The following is a 17,986-nucleotide window of genomic DNA, read 5'->3' on the forward strand; positions in this document are numbered from 1 at the left end:
GTTATTTTTCCTCATTCTTTTCTTGAGCTTCTTTTGCGGCCTTGCGGGCTTTGGCGCGAGCAATCGCGGCGGCGACAGCGGCTTTCTTCGGATCATCTGATTGTGCTGCATCAGCCGGAGTTGAGGCTGTCTGATGTGCTGCCTGAGATGCAGAGATAGCATCAGCTTGGTCTACATCGTCGTGATTGCTGTCAGCCTGAGCCTGTTGCGCCGCTTTGCGGGCTTTGGCGCGGGCAATCGCGGCGGCGACAGCGGCTTTCTTCGAATCATCTGATTGCACTGCATCAGCCGGAGTTGATGCTGCCTCAGAAACTGGCTCTGCATCGTCTTGACCATTGTCAGCCTGAGCCTGTTGCGCCGCTTTGCGGGCTTTGGCGCGAGCAATGGCGGCGGCGACAGCGGCTTTCTTCGGATCATCTGATTGCGGTGCATCAGCCGGAGTTGATGCTGCCTCAGAAATTGGCTCAGCATCGTCGAGACTGCTGCCAGCCTGAGCCTGTTGCGCGGCCTTACGGGCTTTGGCGCGAGCAATCGCGGCGGCGACAGCGGCTTTCTTCGGATCGTCTGGTTGCGCGGCATCAGCCGGAGTTGATGCTGCCTCAGAAACTGGCTCAGCATCGTCTTGACTGTTGCCAGCCTGAGCCTGTTGCGCCGCTTTGCGGGCTTTGGCGCGTGCAATCGCGGCGGCGACAGCGGCTTTCTTCGGATCATCTGATTGCGCTGCATCAGCCGGAGTTGATGCTGCCTCAGAAACTGGCTCAGCATCGTCTTGACCATTGCCAGCCTGAGCTTGTTGCGCGGCCTTGCGGGCTTTGGCGCGAGCAATCGCGGCGGCGACAGCTGCTTTCTTCGGATCGTCTGGTTGCGCGGCATCAGCCGGAGTTGATGCTGCCTCAGAAACTAGCTCAGCATCGTCCTGATTGCTGCCAGCCTGAGCCCGTTGCGCCGCTTTGCGGGCTTTGGCACGGGCAATGGCGGCGGCAACCGCATCTTTTTTCTCATCGCCGGAGGCAGAGGATTGCGGTGTATTCGTTGCGTCTACCGATGCACTTTGTGCATCTTCAGCCATTTTCGCGGCTTTACGCTCACGTGCCTGACGTTTACGCTCCTCGCGCAGTTTGGCCATCTCACTGTTATCAGGTGCGGCATCGGTCGTTGCGGCTTTCGCAGCTTCGGCCTGTTTGGCTTTGGCGCGAGCAATCGCAGCAGCCACTGCTGGTTTCTTATCGGTCTCTTGGGTCGCGGCGGCCTGTTTGGCTTTCACGCGAGCGATAGCGGCTGCAACAGCATCGTCACCCCCTTTGTCTGCCATTTCCTGGCGGCGGGTGTCAGCGGCTTTCTTGAAGCGTTCTTCTCGTGCTGCTTTATCGCGTTCAAAGCGGGCCTGTTTAGCTTCAAAGCGTTGTTTCGCACGTTCAGCATTTGCGGCTTCTTCACGGCGCGCGTAAATTTCGGCTTTAGCCTGACGGTAGTAACTTACCAGCGGGATTTCACTCGGGCAGACATAAGCGCAGGCCCCGCATTCGATACAGTCGAACAGGTTGTATTCTTCACATTTGTCGAAATCTTCGTCTTTGGCGTACCACTGCAGTTGTTGTGGTAACAGAGACGAAGGACAAACTTCCGCACAGGCACTGCATCGGATACAGGCCATTTCATGGTTGTAGAGCGGTAGTTCGCGGCGTTTGGGCGCAAGAATACAGTTTGTGATCTTGGTGATCGGTACATTCGGGTGGGGCAGGGTAAAGCCCATCAGCGACCCGCCGATAATCACGCGTGGGTATTTTTTGTCTGCTTTATAGCTGTATTTGTCCAGCAGGTAAGAGATTGGCGTGCCCAGCAGAGCAAAAACATTACCACGTTTTTTAATGGCTTCGCCGGTCAGGGTGACGACACGCTCAAGCAGTGGTTCACCATCGATAATGGCGCGCTTAACCGCAAAAGCGGTACCCACGTTCTGAACAATTACGCCGACGGCTGATGAACGTGACTGAGTCGGGACTTCACGTCCGGTCAGAATTTTCACCAGCTGCTTGGAGCTGCCGGACGGGTATTTGGTCGGAATGACACGGATCAGAATATTATCATCAGGCGTGACACACTGCTCCAGCGCTTTGATCGCCTCTGGCTTGTTGTCTTCAATACCGATGATGGTCATTTTGGGTTTGAGGATATGACGAAGGATGCGAATCCCTTCAATCACGTCCTCGGCGTAATCACGCATCAGGCGATCATCGGCAGTAATGTAGGGTTCACATTCAGCCGCATTAATAATCAGAATTTCAGCCAGACCAAGGCTACCCTGAATTTTCCGTCCGGTCGGGAAACCCGCGCCGCCCAGACCGGCAATGCCGCTGAAACGGATGGCGTCAATTAGCTCGCCGGACTCCTTTTCCTGGTAATCCGGGATTTTATGCTGTGAGCCCCAGGTATCGTTGCCATCAGTCTGGATCACGATACACAAATCGGTCAGACCTGACGGGTGTGCCGTTGTACGGGGCTCGATAGCCGTGATCACGCCGGATGTCGGTGCGTGAACCGGTACCGACATACTCATGCCGCCTTTAGTCAGCGGTTGGCCTTTCAGGACTTTGTCGCCAACAGCAACCAGAATGTCGCCTTTGGTGCCGATGTGCTGTTTTAACGGCAGCACCAGTTCGTCCGGAATACCGGCATGAGTGATGGGTGTTTTGTTGGAAATTTTTTTATTTTCAGGCGGGTGAATTCCGCCGGGGAAGTCCCACAGCTGGCCTTGTTTAATTTGTTCGATAATTGACAGCATGTTACTTCACCGCGTTCTCGTTGTGCTCTGCCGGAAGGTTTACCACCGGAATCTGGTTTAAATTCCACTTCCAGTTTTCAGGCGTCGTTTCGACCGGAATCATCTCAATACAATCCGTCGGGCAAGGTGCCACACACAGGTCGCAACCGGTACATTCTTCTTTGATGACGGTGTGCAGGGCCTTCGTGCCGCCGACGATCGCATCAACCGGACAAGCCTGAATACATTTGGTACAGCCGATACACATGTCTTCGTGGATAAAAGCGACTTTTTTGATGCTTTTTTCCGGATCGTGTGCCATTTCCTGCACTTCAATGCCCATCAGATCGGCCAGTTTCTCGATGGTTGGCTGACCGCCCGGAGGGCATTTGTTGATGTCATCGCCGTTGGCAATGGCTTCAGCATAAGGGCGGCAGCCCGGGTATCCACATTGGCCGCACTGAGTCTGCGGTAGGATGGCATCAATCTGTTCGACAATCGGATCAGCTTCCACTTTGAAGCGGACGGAGGCGAACCCCAGGATCAGACCGAAAATAGCGGCAAGGACGGCAATCGCGATAACCGCAATGATTAACCCACTCATTTATAGTTTCACCAATCCAGTAAAGCCCATAAAGGCCAGAGACATCAGGCCCGCGGTAATCATGGCAATAGAGGCACCTTTAAAGGGGGTCGGTACATCAGCGGCAGCAATGCGCTCACGCATGGAGGCAAACAGTATCAGCACCAGTGAGAAGCCCACAGCCGCGCCAAAACCGTAAATCACGGACTCGATAAAGTTATGGCGTTCATTGATGTTCAGCAGCGCAACGCCGAGAACGGCACAGTTCGACGTGATCAGCGGCAGGAAGATACCCAGCAGTCGGTAAAGTGTCGGACTGGTTTTATGCACAACCATCTCGGTGAACTGAACGACAACTGCAATCACCAGAATAAAACTCAGGGTTCTGAGATATTGAATGCCCAACGGAACAAGGATGTAGGTTTCGACCAGGTACGCGCAGACCGAGGCCAGCGTCAGCACAAATGTGGTTGCCAGGCCCATACCGATTGCGGTCTCCAGTTTTTTGGAGACCCCCATGAAGGGGCAAAGCCCTAAGAATTTGACCAGTACAAAGTTGTTAACCAACACTGTACCGACAAGAAGCAGAAGGTATTCAGTCATACCGCCAAAATACAATTTCCAAAAGATCCTAATATTATCTGCCTTTGTAAGATCTATAACAACTCCCATCGAGCAGGGTTTTTGCTCTTCGGCGACCTTTTCGCCATTCATTCTGCGGTTGTTGACGGTTAAGTTAACTTTCCTTAACCAAAGTCACCAGAATTTAAAGCATGGCATCCTTTTGTCACTGTCGGCAGTTATCCGCTTGACCCTCGGGGCGAATGTAAAGGAGGGAACCTCAGAATCAGATTCCGATCCTAGGTGGAGTGTTTCGGAAAGTTGAAGGGCTAAAGTAAGAGTTTGTGGTTAAATATTGCTCAATTAGAGCTTGAATTAAACGCTCGTTAGAAAAAGCGTGAAAAGCGTCATTATCCGCTTGCTTTTTTCTTGGCCTGTAAAGACAAGGCGTTAGCTGAGTTATCCACGGAAACTGTGGATAAGTGTGTTAATTGATATATGGAAAAATAGCATAGAGCGCCCTTTTGATACGGTGTGGTTGCTTTTTGACCGATATCGTTAAAGGGAATAAATGGCTGTAATAGAAGGTATGAGCTAAAAAAGCAAGAGGCAGAAAATCTTATTTAGAGTAATTACTTCAGGTATTTCTTCTGGCACGTTTTTCTGTGAATTAAGAATCTCAGAAACTTGGATAAGCTGTGGGAAACTAAGTGCTAGTAAAGGTATAAAAGAGGTGGTGATAAGCGATGTATTGCCAAATAAAGTTGACAATGTGCTGTGTGAGGGCAGTGATAATACGCCGATAGCCAGTTAGGATCAATAGGTGAGATATAAATTTTTTGTTTCAGTTTTGAACCATGGCGTCGAGTGTAGATACGGCCAGTTAATCCCTGATCAGGAGATACATAAAGCTATTGTGGCACGCTGGATCTTGGATGAATGATTGACATAATAAAACGGCATAGGACAATGTAGGCCACTGATCATATAGCCAGTACGGTAATTCTATGGATAAGTCTTCTAGCAAAACGTTTAAGCTGTCTTCCAACTATGCTCCTTCCGGTGACCAGCCGGGGGCTATTAAGCAGTTGCTGGAGGGGTTGGAAGCCGGACTGGCGCACCAGACGCTGCTGGGCGCAACGGGAACCGGTAAAACCTTCACAGTGGCGAATGTGATTGCCGAAGCAGATCGTCCTACCTTGATTCTTGCTCCCAATAAAACGCTGGCAGCGCAGTTGTATGGCGAGATGAGAGAGTTCTTTCCGGAAAATGCGGTGGAATATTTCGTTTCTTATTATGACTACTATCAGCCGGAAGCCTACGTGCCGACCACGGATACGTTTATCGAAAAAGACGCCTCGGTGAATTCTCACATTGAGCAAATGCGGCTGTCGGCCACTAAGGCGCTGATGGAGCGACGCGATGTCATCATTATTGCTTCGGTGTCGGCGATTTATGGTCTGGGGGATCCGGACTCATACCTGAAAATGATGCTGCATATTCGCCGTGGCGATATTATCGACCAGCGCGATATCTTGCGTCGTCTTGCAGAGCTGCAATATACCCGTAATGAGATGGCTTTTGAGCGGGGGCATTTCCGGGTGCGTGGCGAAGTCATTGATATCTTCCCGGCGGAATCGGAAAAAGAAGCCGTCCGTATCGAGCTGTTTGATGAGGAAGTGGAATGTATCAGTGTGTTTGATCCGCTTACCGGCGCCATTCTGCAGCGCGATCTGCCGCGTTATACCATTTATCCGAAAACCCACTACGTCACGCCGCGAGAACGGGTACTGGAAGCTATTGAAGGCATCAAAGTCGAGCTGATAAGCCGTAAAAAAGATCTGCTGGCAAATAATAAGCTGGTGGAAGAGCAGCGTATTACTCAGCGTACTCAGTTTGATATTGAGATGATGAATGAACTGGGCTTTTGTTCCGGTATCGAAAACTACTCCCGTTACCTCAGTGGGCGCGCGGAAGGCGAACCGCCACCGACACTGTTTGATTATCTGCCGCCAGATGGCTTGCTGATCATCGATGAATCCCACGTGACGGTTTCGCAAATCGGGGCTATGTACCGGGGGGATCGTTCCCGGAAAGAAAATCTGGTTGAGTACGGTTTCCGACTGCCGTCGGCACTGGATAACCGACCTTTGAAATTTGAAGAATTTGAAGCACTGGCTCCGCAGACGCTTTATATTTCTGCGACGCCGGGCAGCTATGAGATTGATAAATCTGGTGGTGAAATTGCAGAGCAGGTGGTTCGTCCTACTGGCCTGCTGGATCCTGAAATTGAGGTGCGACCGGTAGCCACCCAGGTGGATGATCTGCTCTCGGAAATCCGTATTCGAGAGGCCAAAAATGAGCGGGTGCTGGTAACAACCCTGACCAAGCGAATGGCAGAAGACCTGACTGAATATCTGAGTGAGCATGGGGTAAAAGTGCGGTACCTCCACTCAGACATTGATACCGTTGAGCGGGTTGAGATTATTCGTGATTTGCGTCTGGGTGAGTTTGATGTGCTGGTCGGGATCAACCTGTTGCGGGAAGGTCTGGACATGCCGGAAGTATCACTGGTGGCAATCCTGGATGCCGACAAAGAAGGCTTCCTGCGCTCTGAGCGTTCTCTGATCCAGACAATTGGCCGTGCGGCACGTCACCTTGAAGGCCGCGCGATTCTGTACGCTGACCGGATAACCGGGTCAATGGAACGGGCGATCAACGAAACTAACCGGCGTCGTGACAAGCAGATCGCGCACAATGAAAAGCACGGCATTGTGCCACAAGCACTCAACAAGAAAGTGTCCGACATCATGGAGCTGGGTGGTGCCGGTAAAGGCCGTAAAACGAATCGGGCTGCACAGCTGCATAAAGTGGCTGAGAAGAAAGGTACGTATAGCACGATGACTCCGCAGCAGCTGGAGTCGGAAATTCAGGGACTTGAAAAGCAAATGTATGATGCTGCCCAGAACCTGGAGTTTGAGACCGCGGCCGAGTTGCGCGATAAGATCCACAGCCTGAGAGAGCAGTTCATCGCGAACAGTTGAGTAGTCGTCGCTGAGCCGTAGTATTTTTGTAGTTTGTATCTTTGCTGCATGTAATCAGTGGCTGAAAGGCAAGTTTTTCAGCCTGAATTAGGACAAACGGTTCAGCGTAGCCAAATTTCAGGTAAAAAAAAGCCAACCGAAAATAGGTCGGTTGGCGTCATTGTTTAAGTGAAAATATTCCACAAACAACGTCAGTTGGCTAGGTTGACTCTCAGGAAGAGTCACAATAGTTAATGCAGGCTCTGTGCCAACTTTTGTTGTGTTCTTTAATTGCACTTTTTTATTAGGGATAGTGGGGTTTTTGAACATGATTGACTTGCAGAACCGTACTGCGAATTGCATTTTGCAAATCAATATGCAATTCATAATGAAAAATTCGCACAAAAATGCAAACATAATAAAAAAGTGATACCTCTTTTTTTCTATTTATTACAATTAGTAAAGAGTCACTGGATTTGGAGGGGCAATGGAGAGCAAATCTAAACATCGTCAAGTCTTGATGGTTGAAGACACGGCGTCCGTAGCGACGTTGTACAAGTCCTACCTGAATCCGCTTGGAGTGGCTGTCACTATCGTTGGAACAGGTTCCGATGCGCTGGCGTTTATTAAAGATACCGTCCCGGATTTGATCCTGCTTGACTTGCGATTGCCTGATATGACCGGTTTAGAAGTGCTGGAAGCGGTCAAAAATGATTATCCGAATGTGCCGGTCGTGATCATGACGGCGCATGGTTCAATCGATGTGGCGGTTGAAGCCATGCGATATGGCGCTCAGGACTTTTTGATTAAACCGTGCGAAGCCGATCGGCTCCGGGTGACAGTCAATCAGGCGCTGAAAGAAGAACAGCGCAAAAGTGAAGGGCAGACAACCTCAAAACAAACCGGTGCGCAGTATCAGGGATTTATCGGGAACAGCTTACCGATGCAAGCCGTGTATCGGGTGATTGAATCAGCGGCTTCCAGTAAAGCGACAGTCTTTATTACCGGTGAAAGCGGAACCGGTAAAGAAGTGTGTGCCGAAGCCATTCATGCTGCCAGCCCACGCAGCGATAAGCCGTTTGTCGCGCTTAACTGTGCCGCGATTCCAAAAGAGCTGATTGAAAGTGAACTGTTCGGCCACGTGAAAGGTGCGTTTACCGGGGCATCGACCGAGCGTCAGGGCGCTGTGGAGATGGCGAACAACGGCACCCTGTTTCTTGATGAGTTATGTGAGATGGATTTGGATTTGCAAAGCAAGTTGCTTCGTTTTATTCAAACCGGCACTTATCAGAAAGTGGGCTCATCCAAAACGCAGTCGGTTGACGTCCGTTTTGTCTGTGCAACAAACCGTAACCCGTGGCTGGAAGTGCAGGAAGGGCGTTTTCGTGAAGATCTTTACTACCGCCTGCATGTCATTCCAATTACCCTGCCACCACTTCGTGACCGTGGGGAGGATGTCCTTGAAATTGCGCATGCCCTGTTGGCGTTGATGTCAGTGGAAGAGGGCAAAAACTTCAGCCGTTTTGCACCTGAAGTCATGGAGTTATTCCGTCGCTACCACTGGCAGGGGAATGTCCGGGAGTTGCAGAATGTAATTCGGAATATCGTCGTGCTCAATAGTGGTGAAGAAGTCACCCTGATGATGGTTCCGCCTCCCATTAACAATGGTGGCGTTAATTTTGCATCTCCTCGTAACACAGTGGTGAGTACCCCGCTGGACAGCGATCCAGTACCGTCGGTGGGAACCAGCCAAATTGTAGATAAGTCACAGGTTGAACCGCTCTGGGTAGTCGAAAAGCGAGCGATTCAGGCGGCCATCGATGCCTGTGATGGAAATATTCCGCGCGCTGCGGGCTTATTGGAAGTCAGTCCGTCAACGATTTATCGAAAATTACAAACCTGGCAGGAAGCCCAAGGTTAGTTGTAGGGAGAGTATTGCATGACATCGATTATCAATGCAGATACCATCAAACGAATGGCTGATGAAGTGGGTCACGACACATTGCAGCTGTTGTTGAATGTGTTCAGCGACGAACTTGACCAGTATTTTCGTCAATTATCCTCCCAGCCTACGATCAGCCAGGTACGGGAGATCAGCCACGCGATTAAAAGCAGTGCCGCTAGCTTTGGGGCAGATGAACTGGCCGTAATGGCTCAGGAATGCGAGTCTCGGGTGAAACAGGGGCAGGATCAGTGGATTCTGGACCATCTGCCTGAATACAGACAGATGGTGGAAGGTATGGCGATAGAATACAGACGATTAGCGAGCCTGGAGAATCCGGTCAACTGCCTGTCGTAACTTTTCTCTGTCGTGCCGCCATTGGTGGTTGTTTGATGCGAGGGGCATAATCAGTTGCTGATACTTCGCATCAATCGCCTCCTGCTGGCGATCAGTTACAATCACATCAATCGGGCGGCCGCCCATCGAACGTTCACACCAACGCAGCATATCGGCCAGGGTCATTTTTCCCGCAGGGCCTTTTTCCTTATCCAGATTCATTACAAAGACGATCTTCGCGCGGCAGCGCTTCAGTGCCAGCTCAATCTCTTTGAGCAGTAACGGCGGCATAATGCTGGTCAGGAAGCTACCTGGGCCCAGCAGGATTAAATCAGCCTGTGCAATTGCCTGAACCGCTTCTTTGGTCGCAGGCACTGCCGGTTCAACGTAAAGCCGCAGCGGTACGTCTTCCAGCTCATCGACGCTGGTCTCGCCACAGATGATTTCTCCGCTTGGGGTCATGGCAGAAAGATCAGCCGGGTGTTCTGACATCGGTAGAATATGAGGTTGCACTTTGAGCATGTCCCGGATCAGGTTGATGGCTTCCAACGGCCGAATGGACAGATTATCAAGCGCCTTAAGCATCAAATTACCCAGGTTATGGCCATCCAGTTCGCCATTGCCCTTGAACCGATACTCAAAAATCATCGACCCTACCGAAGGCTCAGTAATCAGCTGGTTAATACAGTTGCGGGTATCCCCCCAGGCGATACCGCCCTGACAGGCTCGTATACGGCCGGTTGAACCGCCGTTGTCCGTTGTGGTGACAATGCCGGTGACCTTATCGCCAAAGTCGGATAGGGCTGAAAGCATGCGGCCAAGCCCATGTCCACCGCCAATGGCAACAATGCGTGGGCCGGTGTCGGCCGGAATGGTATCGGTCGGTGTAAGAGGGTCAACCGTAATTGCGCGGGTACTGTCTGACGTCATGGAGTCTGTCTGTGATCAAATTCTTGCTGTGCCCCGAGTGTAACCTGTCAATGTCAGAGGAAACAACTGCAGGTGCCGGGATGATATATTAATCACGTTTAGTATGGGTGGGCTGAATAAAAAATGCCCTCTCAAAAAGGCGGAGAGGGCGGAAAGACAACATCGGCAGCAATTGGGTATCAATGCGGTTTTTGCATAATGCTCATCAGATAGTCGTAGGTGTCATGGCAGTTCGGAGCACTCAACAGTACTTGTTTCTCACTCGCCGGTACCGGTAATAACTCCAGCCAACGCTGACACAGCCAGCTCAGGTTGTTGTATTGTTTTTTCTTGTGTAGCCCGCTGAGTTCGGGGTGCTTGTCAAACACGACTTTCAGTTTGTCTGCCAGAATTTGCTGATCCCGGCGAAGCTCAATGTCCGGCCAGCGTGGAATACTTTCGCATTCCGCCATGAACATGCCTTCATCGCACTCCTGCAAGCTGTCGATACGAAACGTTTCGTGGCCGACCACAGTGACAATCAGCGTTCCGTCTTCTGGTGAGATGTCAAAATCTTCGACAGTCACGCGGGTGCCAATATGGAAGAAGTGCTGACCGTGTTCATCTTGATCAAACATGCAAACACCAAGACTCTGACTGGACTTCATGGCCGATTTAAAGTTTTCCATTTGTGTACCAGGGGCGATACGGATTGGAATACGGCCACCAGGCAAGATATGACGTTTTTGAAATAATAGTGGAATGTACTGTTTCATAGTCTGCTCCGGTTGCCTTTGTCTGGTGATATAGACAAAGCAAATGTGATGCCGGAATTTCAGACCGCTGTTATTTCTACGCTGGTGGCCGTTTTAAAATGTTGTAGTTTCATTTTGCAAAACGAATTGCATATATTCCTGTGCATTTTGCGAATCATTTTTGATTTGCAATGATTTTTAGCGCGTTGTCACTAGGCAGCAGCTCTAAATGGCTTTGTTCGTCAAAGTACCATCCTTTAATTAATCCTTTCTCCTGCATATCCAGAAAACCGTCGATCACTTGCTGAGCTTGTTTCCTGGCTTGCTTGGCATCCAGACCTTCTTCCCGCTGCAAGTAGAGCGCAATATCATCAATTGAAGCCGATTCGATAATATTGGACATAATATCCTCACTTTTTGTAAGAAAATATTCCCATACTTACTTAAGTAGTATTGTCGTGAAATCTGTGGAACGGTAGAATGCGGCACGAATTTTTTGCAGTGATTTGCCACACGTGCTAATGATCTGATACTTTTATTAACAGTACGCTATTGTGCTCATTTCGGTTTAATCAACAGAGGCACAATTGCCATAACTCCGAGCTTGCTGCACTAAGTTCCTGATCTTGGCCTAGGGTCTGTGACGGGGATAGGTGAGTTAAGCCAGTGACAGGTTGTCACCAGGGTCGATAAAGAAATGCATCGGCCTCCCATATTTGGAAAGGTGTTCCGTGGCGAAACAATTTGAAGATAGCTTCCATCGCAAATTCTATTATTTGCGTCTTTCAGTTACAGACGTCTGTAACTTCAAATGCACATACTGCTTGCCTGATGGCTACCACCCGGCGGAGAAGAAAAAGCCGTCTTTTCTGACGCTGGATGAAATCCATCGAGTTACGGCTGCTTTTGCAGAATGTGGCACAACAAAAGTCCGCATCACTGGCGGAGAGCCAAGCCTGCGTCGAGATTTTACCGACATCATCCGCACCGTGGCAGAACAGCCGGGCATTAAGAAAGTGGCTACCACAACCAATGGTTACCGGATGGCCAAGCAGGTACGTCAATGGCGTGACGCCGGGTTGACGAGCATCAATGTCAGTGTCGATAGCCTTGACCCCAGAATGTTCTACCAGATCACTGGCGAGAACATGTTTCAGCAGGTGATGGAAGGCATTGATGCGGCTTTTGATGCCGGTTTTGAGCAGGTGAAGGTCAACACCGTGCTGCTTAAAGATCTGAACTCCCAGCAGCTGCCGCAATTTCTGGCCTGGATCAAACATCGTCCTATTCAATTGCGCTTTATTGAACTGATGCAAACCGGTGAGATGGACACGTTATTCAATAACCACCATGTCTCTGGTGTCGCGATCCGCAATCATCTCATTGCTAACGGTTGGGTGCTTAAACTCAAGAGCAGCAATGATGGCCCGGCTCAGGTGTTCTGTCATCCGGACTATCAGGGTGAAATCGGCCTGATCATGCCTTACGAGAAAGATTTCTGTAAAAGCTGTAACCGCTTGCGTGTCTCTGCTATGGGGAAACTGCACCTGTGTCTGTTTGGCGATCACGGTGTCGACTTACGTGATCTCATGCAGCAGGATGACCAGCGAGAGGCGTTGATCGCGCGTATTCAGGGTGGGTTGAATGATAAAGCGGTGAGTCATTTTCTTCAGGAAGGCAACACCGGGATGACTCCTCATCTGGCATCTATTGGCGGTTAAGACTGCCTGATCTCTAATTCTTTTCTTCTGGTAAATACGGATGAATCAGTTCACGCATATTAATGCTTCAGGCGAAGCAAACATGGTTGATGTGTCTGCAAAAGCAGACACAGTACGAGAAGCACGCGCAGAAGCCTTTGTGCATATGGCGCCTGAAACACTGCAGTTGATTGTCTCAGGACAGCATCATAAAGGGGATGTCTTCGCGACAGCCCGCATCGCTGGTATTCAGGCAGCGAAGAAAACCTGGGATTTGATCCCGCTTTGTCACCCGCTGCTACTGTCAAAAGTGGAAGTACAGCTGGAAGCCATTGAGTCAGAAAACAAAGTACGGATTGAATCTTGTTGTAAGCTAGCAGGAAAAACCGGTGTAGAAATGGAAGCTCTTACTGCTGCATCGGTTGCTGCTTTGACAATTTACGATATGTGCAAAGCGGTGCAAAAAGATATTGTCATCAGTCAGGTTAGGTTGCTGGAAAAAACGGGCGGTAAATCGGGTCATTTTAAGGTGGAAGCATGATTAAAGTTCTGTTTTTTGCACAGGTTAAAGAGTTGGTGGGGACGGATAGCCTGGAAATGACACCTGAATTTGCGACGGCTGAAGCACTGCGTGCCCATCTGGCGGAGCAGGGTGATAAATGGCAGTTGGCGCTGGAGCCAGGTAAGCTGCTGGTTGCGGTCAATCAGACAATCACGTCTCTAGATAGCGAACTGACTGACGGTGATGAAGTGGCCTTTTTCCCACCAGTGACCGGAGGCTGATGATGATTTCTGTTCAGTTTGAAGATTTCTCGGTGGCTGAGGAATATGCGCTGCTAGCGGAAGGGACGGACGCCGGTGCGGTTGTCACGTTTATCGGTAAAGTCCGTGATTTCAATCAGGGAGACAGTGTTACCGGACTCTCGCTGGAGCATTATCCGGGAATGACGGAAAAATCGCTGGCTGAGATCGTCGATAAAGCGCGTACACGCTGGCCGCTGCTAAAAGTGCGCGTGATTCATCGGGTTGGTGATTTAAATCTGGGTGATCAGATTGTGTTCGTTGGCGTGACCAGCGCGCATCGCGGTGCTGCTTTCGAAGCTTGTGAGTTCATCATGGACTACCTGAAAACGCAGGCCCCGTTCTGGAAGAAAGAGCAAACCCAGGAAGCGTCCCGATGGGTAGATGCCCGAGAGACAGATACTAACGCTGCTAAACGTTGGGAAAAATAATCAGCAGTCTGCTGACCTGTATCAGCACCTGATATCTGTCTGTTCAGGTGCTGTGCTACGTTGCGTTACCATTTTCCGGCTACAATTTTTGGTTCTCCCAGCAGCGTACCTAGCTATATCCTCTAAAGAGAAATTCAATCCCTTATCCATTACAGTTGAAAACGCTGTACCACGAACTATTCCCCTATATTCAGCTGCATAAACTTTCTTGATTATTCGGGTGTTTTTTCTGTTACCCCTGTGCTACTTTAAATTTAAAGGTGATAAATAACCATTAAAACTGAATGGTTAATCGGGCGTTGTGAGGGGCTTGTATATCCGGCTAATCATGAGATTGCATTCAGTAACAAATCACTTAGTCAGTCAACGAAGAATGAGACAAGGGAGCTGGCCTATGATCAGGAGCGATCGTTTACTCTATGAATTAGAGCCCGAGGGATTTGGCAGTCGCTTCTGCGAACCCTGGGAACAATGGAAAGAAAAAGCGCAGCGCGTTTTGCCGCATTTTCCGGATGATGTGTTGGAACAATGGGTGTATCGCCATTGGAAAGGCGTTTTTTATAATTGGGGCTGGCTGGATTTTCAGTCAATGCGATTCAGTTTAGAAGAGTGGACGACCACGAATATTCAGTCAAAAATCCAAACGCCTCATATTGATACAGTGAACAAATTATCGGGTCGAATGATGAATCCACTGTTCCAGAGAAGCTGGCTGGTTCAGGAAATGCAGTTGCTGGGGACTTGGCCAGTTGCGCCTATCGTTCTCCACTATGAAAGAGATCTACCCATGCTTAATGGCAAAACGCTGAAAGCCCCGTTTAACTTATTGGAAGGGCATCATCGTTTAGCCTATTTACGTCAAATGGCTGAACAAGGTGTCGATGTGTGTGAACAGCATAAAGTGTGGGTTGTCAGAATTCCACTTCATTAAATATTCATTCATCTTCATATTTGATAAGCGGGTATTTTCATATCCGCTTTTTTGTTTTTGCCCATCCCAATCTTAAGTCCCTGCAAAAATCCCCCATTATTAAATTCTTTGTGAGGATAAAAATAGACTGTTTTTTGTTCTGCTTTGCGGTGTTCATGTTTGTTTTGTGTGATTTTTTTATATTTATTTTGTTTGTTTATAGTTTAAATATTCCTTTTAGTTATTTAATTTTTCCTGATGTGAAAAGGTGTTTTAGTCATTTAATGATTAATTTATCAATTGCTTGGTTCTGTTTTTTTGGTTTTTTATTCATTTTTTTGTTGATTGTATGTTTTTGGCGGTTGGGTTTAGATCTTTTTAGAAAGCTGTTTAGCAGTATTTTGTTATGTTGATGTTAAAAAGTTCTGTTGCTATGTTTCGTGGCGACTCAGGACGAGTTGATACACAAAATAATTACAGGAAAGTAAAATGAAAAAAACACTACTAGCAGCAGTTATTCCCGCCGTATTATTCTCTACCACCGCGTCGGCCGTCGAAATCGTGAAAAGTGATGAGGCCCTGGTCGATTTTTATGGTCAGTTGCGTACGGAAATCAAAAAGCTAGAGGACAAGGATGTGACTCTAAATGCCGGTTCATCACGAGCTGGTGTGCAAGCGCAGTACAAAGTTAATGATACTGTGGATGTTTTCGGTAAGGTTGAATTCGGACTTAACTACACTACCGATACTGAAGATTATGCAATGAAAAACCGCCTGCACTTTGCGGGACTGGACACTCAATTCGGAAAGATCTCCTTTGGTCGTCAGTGGGTTGTTGCTGATGATATCTACGGTGCAGATTACTCGTACTTCTTCGGTGGAACCGGTCTGCGTTATTCAACGCTATCAGGTGCTCGCCACGATTCACTGATTAAATATAACTACGAAGGTGAAAACTTCATTCTGGCTGCTAACTACGGTTTGCCAGAAGATGATTCAAATCAGGAATTGTCTGAGCTGTTCGTCGCATCAAGCTTTGGTGGTTTTAACTTCCACCTGGGTGGTGGTGTTAACCGTGATAAAACCGTTTCTATTGCCGATGGTGTTTCTGCGGATATCGAAAACACTTACTATGAAGGTACTGTTGAGTATACCTTTGGCCCGGCGCTGATCGGTTTCACGTACTACAACGCGGAACTGGAAAACAAAGCGACTGGTGCAACCATCGATGAAGACGCATACAGTCTGGCCGGTACTTTCAGCTGGGCGGACAATGCAACAGCTTACGCGGGTTATGAATATACAGATCAGAAATCCGATGCATTCACCGAAGATGGTGACGGTAAACTGTTCTACATTGGCACCGATTACCACTTCAACAGCTGGTCACGTGTGTATGTTGAATACGCGTATGCTGACGGCAGCACACTGGGCTACACCAACAAAGAAAGCGATAGCTTCGTTGGTATTGCAACTGCTGACGGCGAAAGCTCGTTTGCTGTAGGTGCTCGCGTTTACTGGTAATTCTGGTCCATGGTTCATTGTCTTGTTTATTTTTGCCCGGTATCTGCCGGGCTTTTTTATCGGATAGGCTAACCAGCCAGCTGAGAATTACTCCTTCTTTATATAGATGCTCTTGTACTTAGGCACCTTTTTTATCTTTAGGTACCTCCTATATAAAGAGGGAAAAATCGGGAACGTGGCCTGTTCTGTATCATCAGTGTTCGTCGAATTTGTTCATTTGCTGGTAACACCTGCGCTCGGCAGCGTTGAGCTCCATCATGATCAGGTCGATATCAGCCTGTTGCTGCAGCAGTTTATACTGCCGTGCCCGAATAGTATTGAGCATCACCTGCACCTGCTTTTTGTTTTGAGCCTCAGCATCGTACAAATTAAACAGCTCCTGAATGTCATTCAACGTAAAGCCCAGTCTTTTTCCGCGCAGGATTAATTTTAGGCGTGCTCTGTCCTGACGAGAGAAAATGCGGTTTTTTCCTTCTCGCTGTGGTTTCAGAAGCCCCTGATCTTCGTAAAAGCGGATACTTCTTAAGGTTACTGAGAATTCTTCAGCCAGTTCAGAAATGGAGTAGGTGTGTTGCCGGGAGGAGGGTTTGGTGATCATTGTACATTCCGTTTATTACCACTGATGTTACGGCCGTCAGGGCCGGGACCTGTTCCTTGATCCTTCCGGATAATTTCACAGTGGGGAGCAAATAACAAGTGAGGTAATAAAGAAGAAACTAGCCCCTTGAAATCAAGGGGCTAGAGGTGGTGTCAAGGCTGCTAACGCTTATTTGGCACCGTTGGTACCGTCTTTGGTTTTATGAGCCGGAGGCACATAACCATGACGTACACGGGAAGGGCTTGGACGTGAAAAACAACCAGCTGGTCTCATACTTTTCAAACTCTCAAGATAGAACGGAACGGGAACGGAATGTGTTGGTTAAGACTAATGTTATGAAGTGCATAGCCAACAGAGATGATAGTAGCGTTATTCATGTGTTAGAGAAACGTGTCCGTCTTGAAAATGAGTCTATGTAAAAACTTATTCTATAAGGTCTCTTTTATATGCATAGCAGTTATTAAAAAAGCGCTGAGAATCGGACCCTTCCGGCAGGATAGGTCATCCTGTGCCATAGTGTAGAAGTGCTGGTTTATCAGACTAAATGACAGCCGTCAGAAAAGAGTATTGCACTACGTCTGCTTTGTCTGTTTTATCAGCCCTGCATGGCAACCGGGCTTGTCATGCACTGCACTTAACGGTTAACAGCGGAGGGTTCCATGAAGCACAAACGCATGAGCAATCGCCGGATTAAACAAATGCTGGGTGATATTAACCACGATGGTCTGTTTGACGAGGTGGTCAGTCATGAAGGCAGGCAGCCTGTCGTCGAGAAAAAAGCAGAATCGATGGATGATATCCCGCCAAACATCAATATAGACAGTGAAAATAAATAGACTGATCAAATTTTAAGCGCCGAAAAGGCGCTTTTTTTGGTATGAGTTCAAGTTTTGACAGACCTCCAGTTGACTGTTCTTTTTTTAAACGTTGCAAAAAGATGAATATGCTGCCGGTTTGTTCGGTTTTATGATTATTTATTCAATTTTTGTTATTTTTTGGGTTTTCTGGCGGAAATTACTCCTCATTACCTGTTCTGTGATACATCAAACTGCAACATTTGTTGCATCTGGTGGGTTGTTCTATATGGGTGTTACAGATCAGAATTATGTCGCTTTCTGTAAACAAAATGTGGCAAATTACTTCGATGCCTGC

The 17,986-nt window shown here is 48.5% G+C and carries 17 protein-coding genes and 1 riboswitch; of the genes, 10 read left to right on the forward strand and 7 right to left on the reverse strand.

The features are described 5' to 3' along the window. Position 1 precedes the first annotated feature (1 nt). From rsxC to rsxA, 3 genes are read right to left on the reverse strand one after another with little or no spacing between them, the layout of a single operon-like run. On the reverse strand, positions 2 to 2,782 hold the full coding sequence (gene rsxC, locus PGW97_RS05045; protein WP_273859033.1) for an electron transport complex subunit RsxC: 2,781 nt from the start codon (positions 2,780 to 2,782) through the stop codon (positions 2 to 4). Position 2,783: 1 nt separating this feature from the next. Then, on the reverse strand, positions 2,784 to 3,365 hold the full coding sequence (rsxB, locus tag PGW97_RS05050) for an electron transport complex subunit RsxB (protein ID WP_047884048.1): 582 nt from the start codon (positions 3,363 to 3,365) through the stop codon (positions 2,784 to 2,786). After that, positions 3,366 to 3,947, reverse strand: coding sequence for an electron transport complex subunit RsxA (rsxA, locus tag PGW97_RS05055; protein ID WP_047884214.1), 582 nt, complete (start codon positions 3,945 to 3,947; stop codon positions 3,366 to 3,368). A gap of 965 nt (positions 3,948 to 4,912) precedes the next feature. On the opposite strand from rsxA, the gene uvrB reads away from it, so the two are divergent. The 3 genes from uvrB to PGW97_RS05070 all read left to right on the forward strand — a co-directional run bounded on the left by uvrB (position 4,913) and on the right by PGW97_RS05070 (position 9,227). Further along, a complete protein-coding gene (gene uvrB / locus PGW97_RS05060) occupies positions 4,913 to 6,949 on the forward strand; it encodes an excinuclease ABC subunit UvrB (RefSeq protein ID WP_047884049.1) in 2,037 nt (678 codons plus the stop codon). Positions 6,950 to 7,415: 466 nt separating this feature from the next. Continuing rightward, on the forward strand, positions 7,416 to 8,849 hold the full coding sequence (gene luxO / locus PGW97_RS05065) for a quorum-sensing sigma-54 dependent transcriptional regulator LuxO (RefSeq protein WP_273859035.1): 1,434 nt from the start codon (positions 7,416 to 7,418) through the stop codon (positions 8,847 to 8,849). A gap of 18 nt (positions 8,850 to 8,867) precedes the next feature. Beyond that, on the forward strand, positions 8,868 to 9,227 hold the full coding sequence (locus tag PGW97_RS05070) for an Hpt domain-containing protein (RefSeq protein ID WP_047884052.1): 360 nt from the start codon (positions 8,868 to 8,870) through the stop codon (positions 9,225 to 9,227). On the opposite strand, the gene yvcK is transcribed toward PGW97_RS05070, so the two are convergent. The 3 genes from yvcK to PGW97_RS05085 form a co-directional block, all read right to left on the reverse strand. Beyond that, on the reverse strand, positions 9,189 to 10,019 hold the full coding sequence (yvcK, locus tag PGW97_RS05075) for a uridine diphosphate-N-acetylglucosamine-binding protein YvcK (protein WP_254463149.1): 831 nt from the start codon (positions 10,017 to 10,019) through the stop codon (positions 9,189 to 9,191). The genes PGW97_RS05070 and yvcK overlap by 39 nt on opposite strands. A gap of 296 nt (positions 10,020 to 10,315) precedes the next feature. After that, on the reverse strand, positions 10,316 to 10,891 hold the full coding sequence (locus tag PGW97_RS05080) for an LON peptidase substrate-binding domain-containing protein (protein WP_047884053.1): 576 nt from the start codon (positions 10,889 to 10,891) through the stop codon (positions 10,316 to 10,318). Positions 10,892 to 11,045: 154 nt separating this feature from the next. Further along, positions 11,046 to 11,273, reverse strand: a complete 228-nt coding sequence (locus PGW97_RS05085; RefSeq protein ID WP_047884054.1) for a hypothetical protein — start codon at positions 11,271 to 11,273, stop codon at positions 11,046 to 11,048. Positions 11,274 to 11,454: 181 nt separating this feature from the next. Beyond that, a riboswitch (molybdenum cofactor riboswitch) is annotated at positions 11,455 to 11,613 on the forward strand. Between PGW97_RS05085 and moaA the strand changes: the two genes are divergently transcribed. The 6 genes from moaA to PGW97_RS05115 all read left to right on the forward strand — a co-directional run bounded on the left by moaA (position 11,602) and on the right by PGW97_RS05115 (position 16,236). Further along, positions 11,602 to 12,591: a GTP 3',8-cyclase MoaA gene (gene moaA, locus PGW97_RS05090; protein WP_047884055.1), complete on the forward strand. Its 990-nt coding sequence runs from the start codon at positions 11,602 to 11,604 to the stop codon at positions 12,589 to 12,591. Its footprint overlaps the riboswitch before it by 12 nt. A gap of 40 nt (positions 12,592 to 12,631) precedes the next feature. Next, complete coding sequence (gene moaC, locus PGW97_RS05095) at positions 12,632 to 13,111, forward strand: cyclic pyranopterin monophosphate synthase MoaC (RefSeq protein ID WP_273859037.1); 480 nt, start codon at positions 12,632 to 12,634, stop codon at positions 13,109 to 13,111. Beyond that, a complete protein-coding gene (gene moaD, locus PGW97_RS05100) occupies positions 13,108 to 13,353 on the forward strand; it encodes a molybdopterin synthase sulfur carrier subunit (protein ID WP_047884057.1) in 246 nt (81 codons plus the stop codon). Before moaC ends, moaD begins: the two co-directional genes overlap by 4 nt. A gap of 2 nt (positions 13,354 to 13,355) precedes the next feature. After that, positions 13,356 to 13,802 (forward strand): molybdopterin synthase catalytic subunit MoaE, encoded by a 447-nt coding sequence (moaE, locus tag PGW97_RS05105; RefSeq protein ID WP_047884058.1) that lies wholly within the window; start codon positions 13,356 to 13,358, stop codon positions 13,800 to 13,802. A 394-nt stretch (positions 13,803 to 14,196) separates the two neighbouring features. Then, positions 14,197 to 14,733, forward strand: a complete 537-nt coding sequence (locus tag PGW97_RS05110) for a hypothetical protein (protein ID WP_047884059.1) — start codon at positions 14,197 to 14,199, stop codon at positions 14,731 to 14,733. Between the two features lie 468 nt (positions 14,734 to 15,201). Further along, positions 15,202 to 16,236 (forward strand): porin, encoded by a 1,035-nt coding sequence (locus tag PGW97_RS05115; protein WP_273859039.1) that lies wholly within the window; start codon positions 15,202 to 15,204, stop codon positions 16,234 to 16,236. Between the two features lie 193 nt (positions 16,237 to 16,429). Here PGW97_RS05115 and PGW97_RS05120 read toward each other — a convergent pair whose 3' ends face one another. Continuing rightward, a complete protein-coding gene (locus PGW97_RS05120; protein ID WP_047884061.1) occupies positions 16,430 to 16,834 on the reverse strand; it encodes a MerR family transcriptional regulator in 405 nt (134 codons plus the stop codon). A gap of 659 nt (positions 16,835 to 17,493) precedes the next feature. Here PGW97_RS05120 and PGW97_RS05125 point away from each other — a divergent pair. Then, positions 17,494 to 17,670, forward strand: coding sequence for a hypothetical protein (locus PGW97_RS05125; RefSeq protein ID WP_157038305.1), 177 nt, complete (start codon positions 17,494 to 17,496; stop codon positions 17,668 to 17,670). Positions 17,671 to 17,986 lie beyond the last annotated feature (316 nt).

Origin of the sequence: Photobacterium sp. GSS17 (genome assembly GCF_028621875.1) — a bacterium.
Lineage (GTDB): Bacteria > Pseudomonadota > Gammaproteobacteria > Enterobacterales > Vibrionaceae > Photobacterium > Photobacterium ganghwense.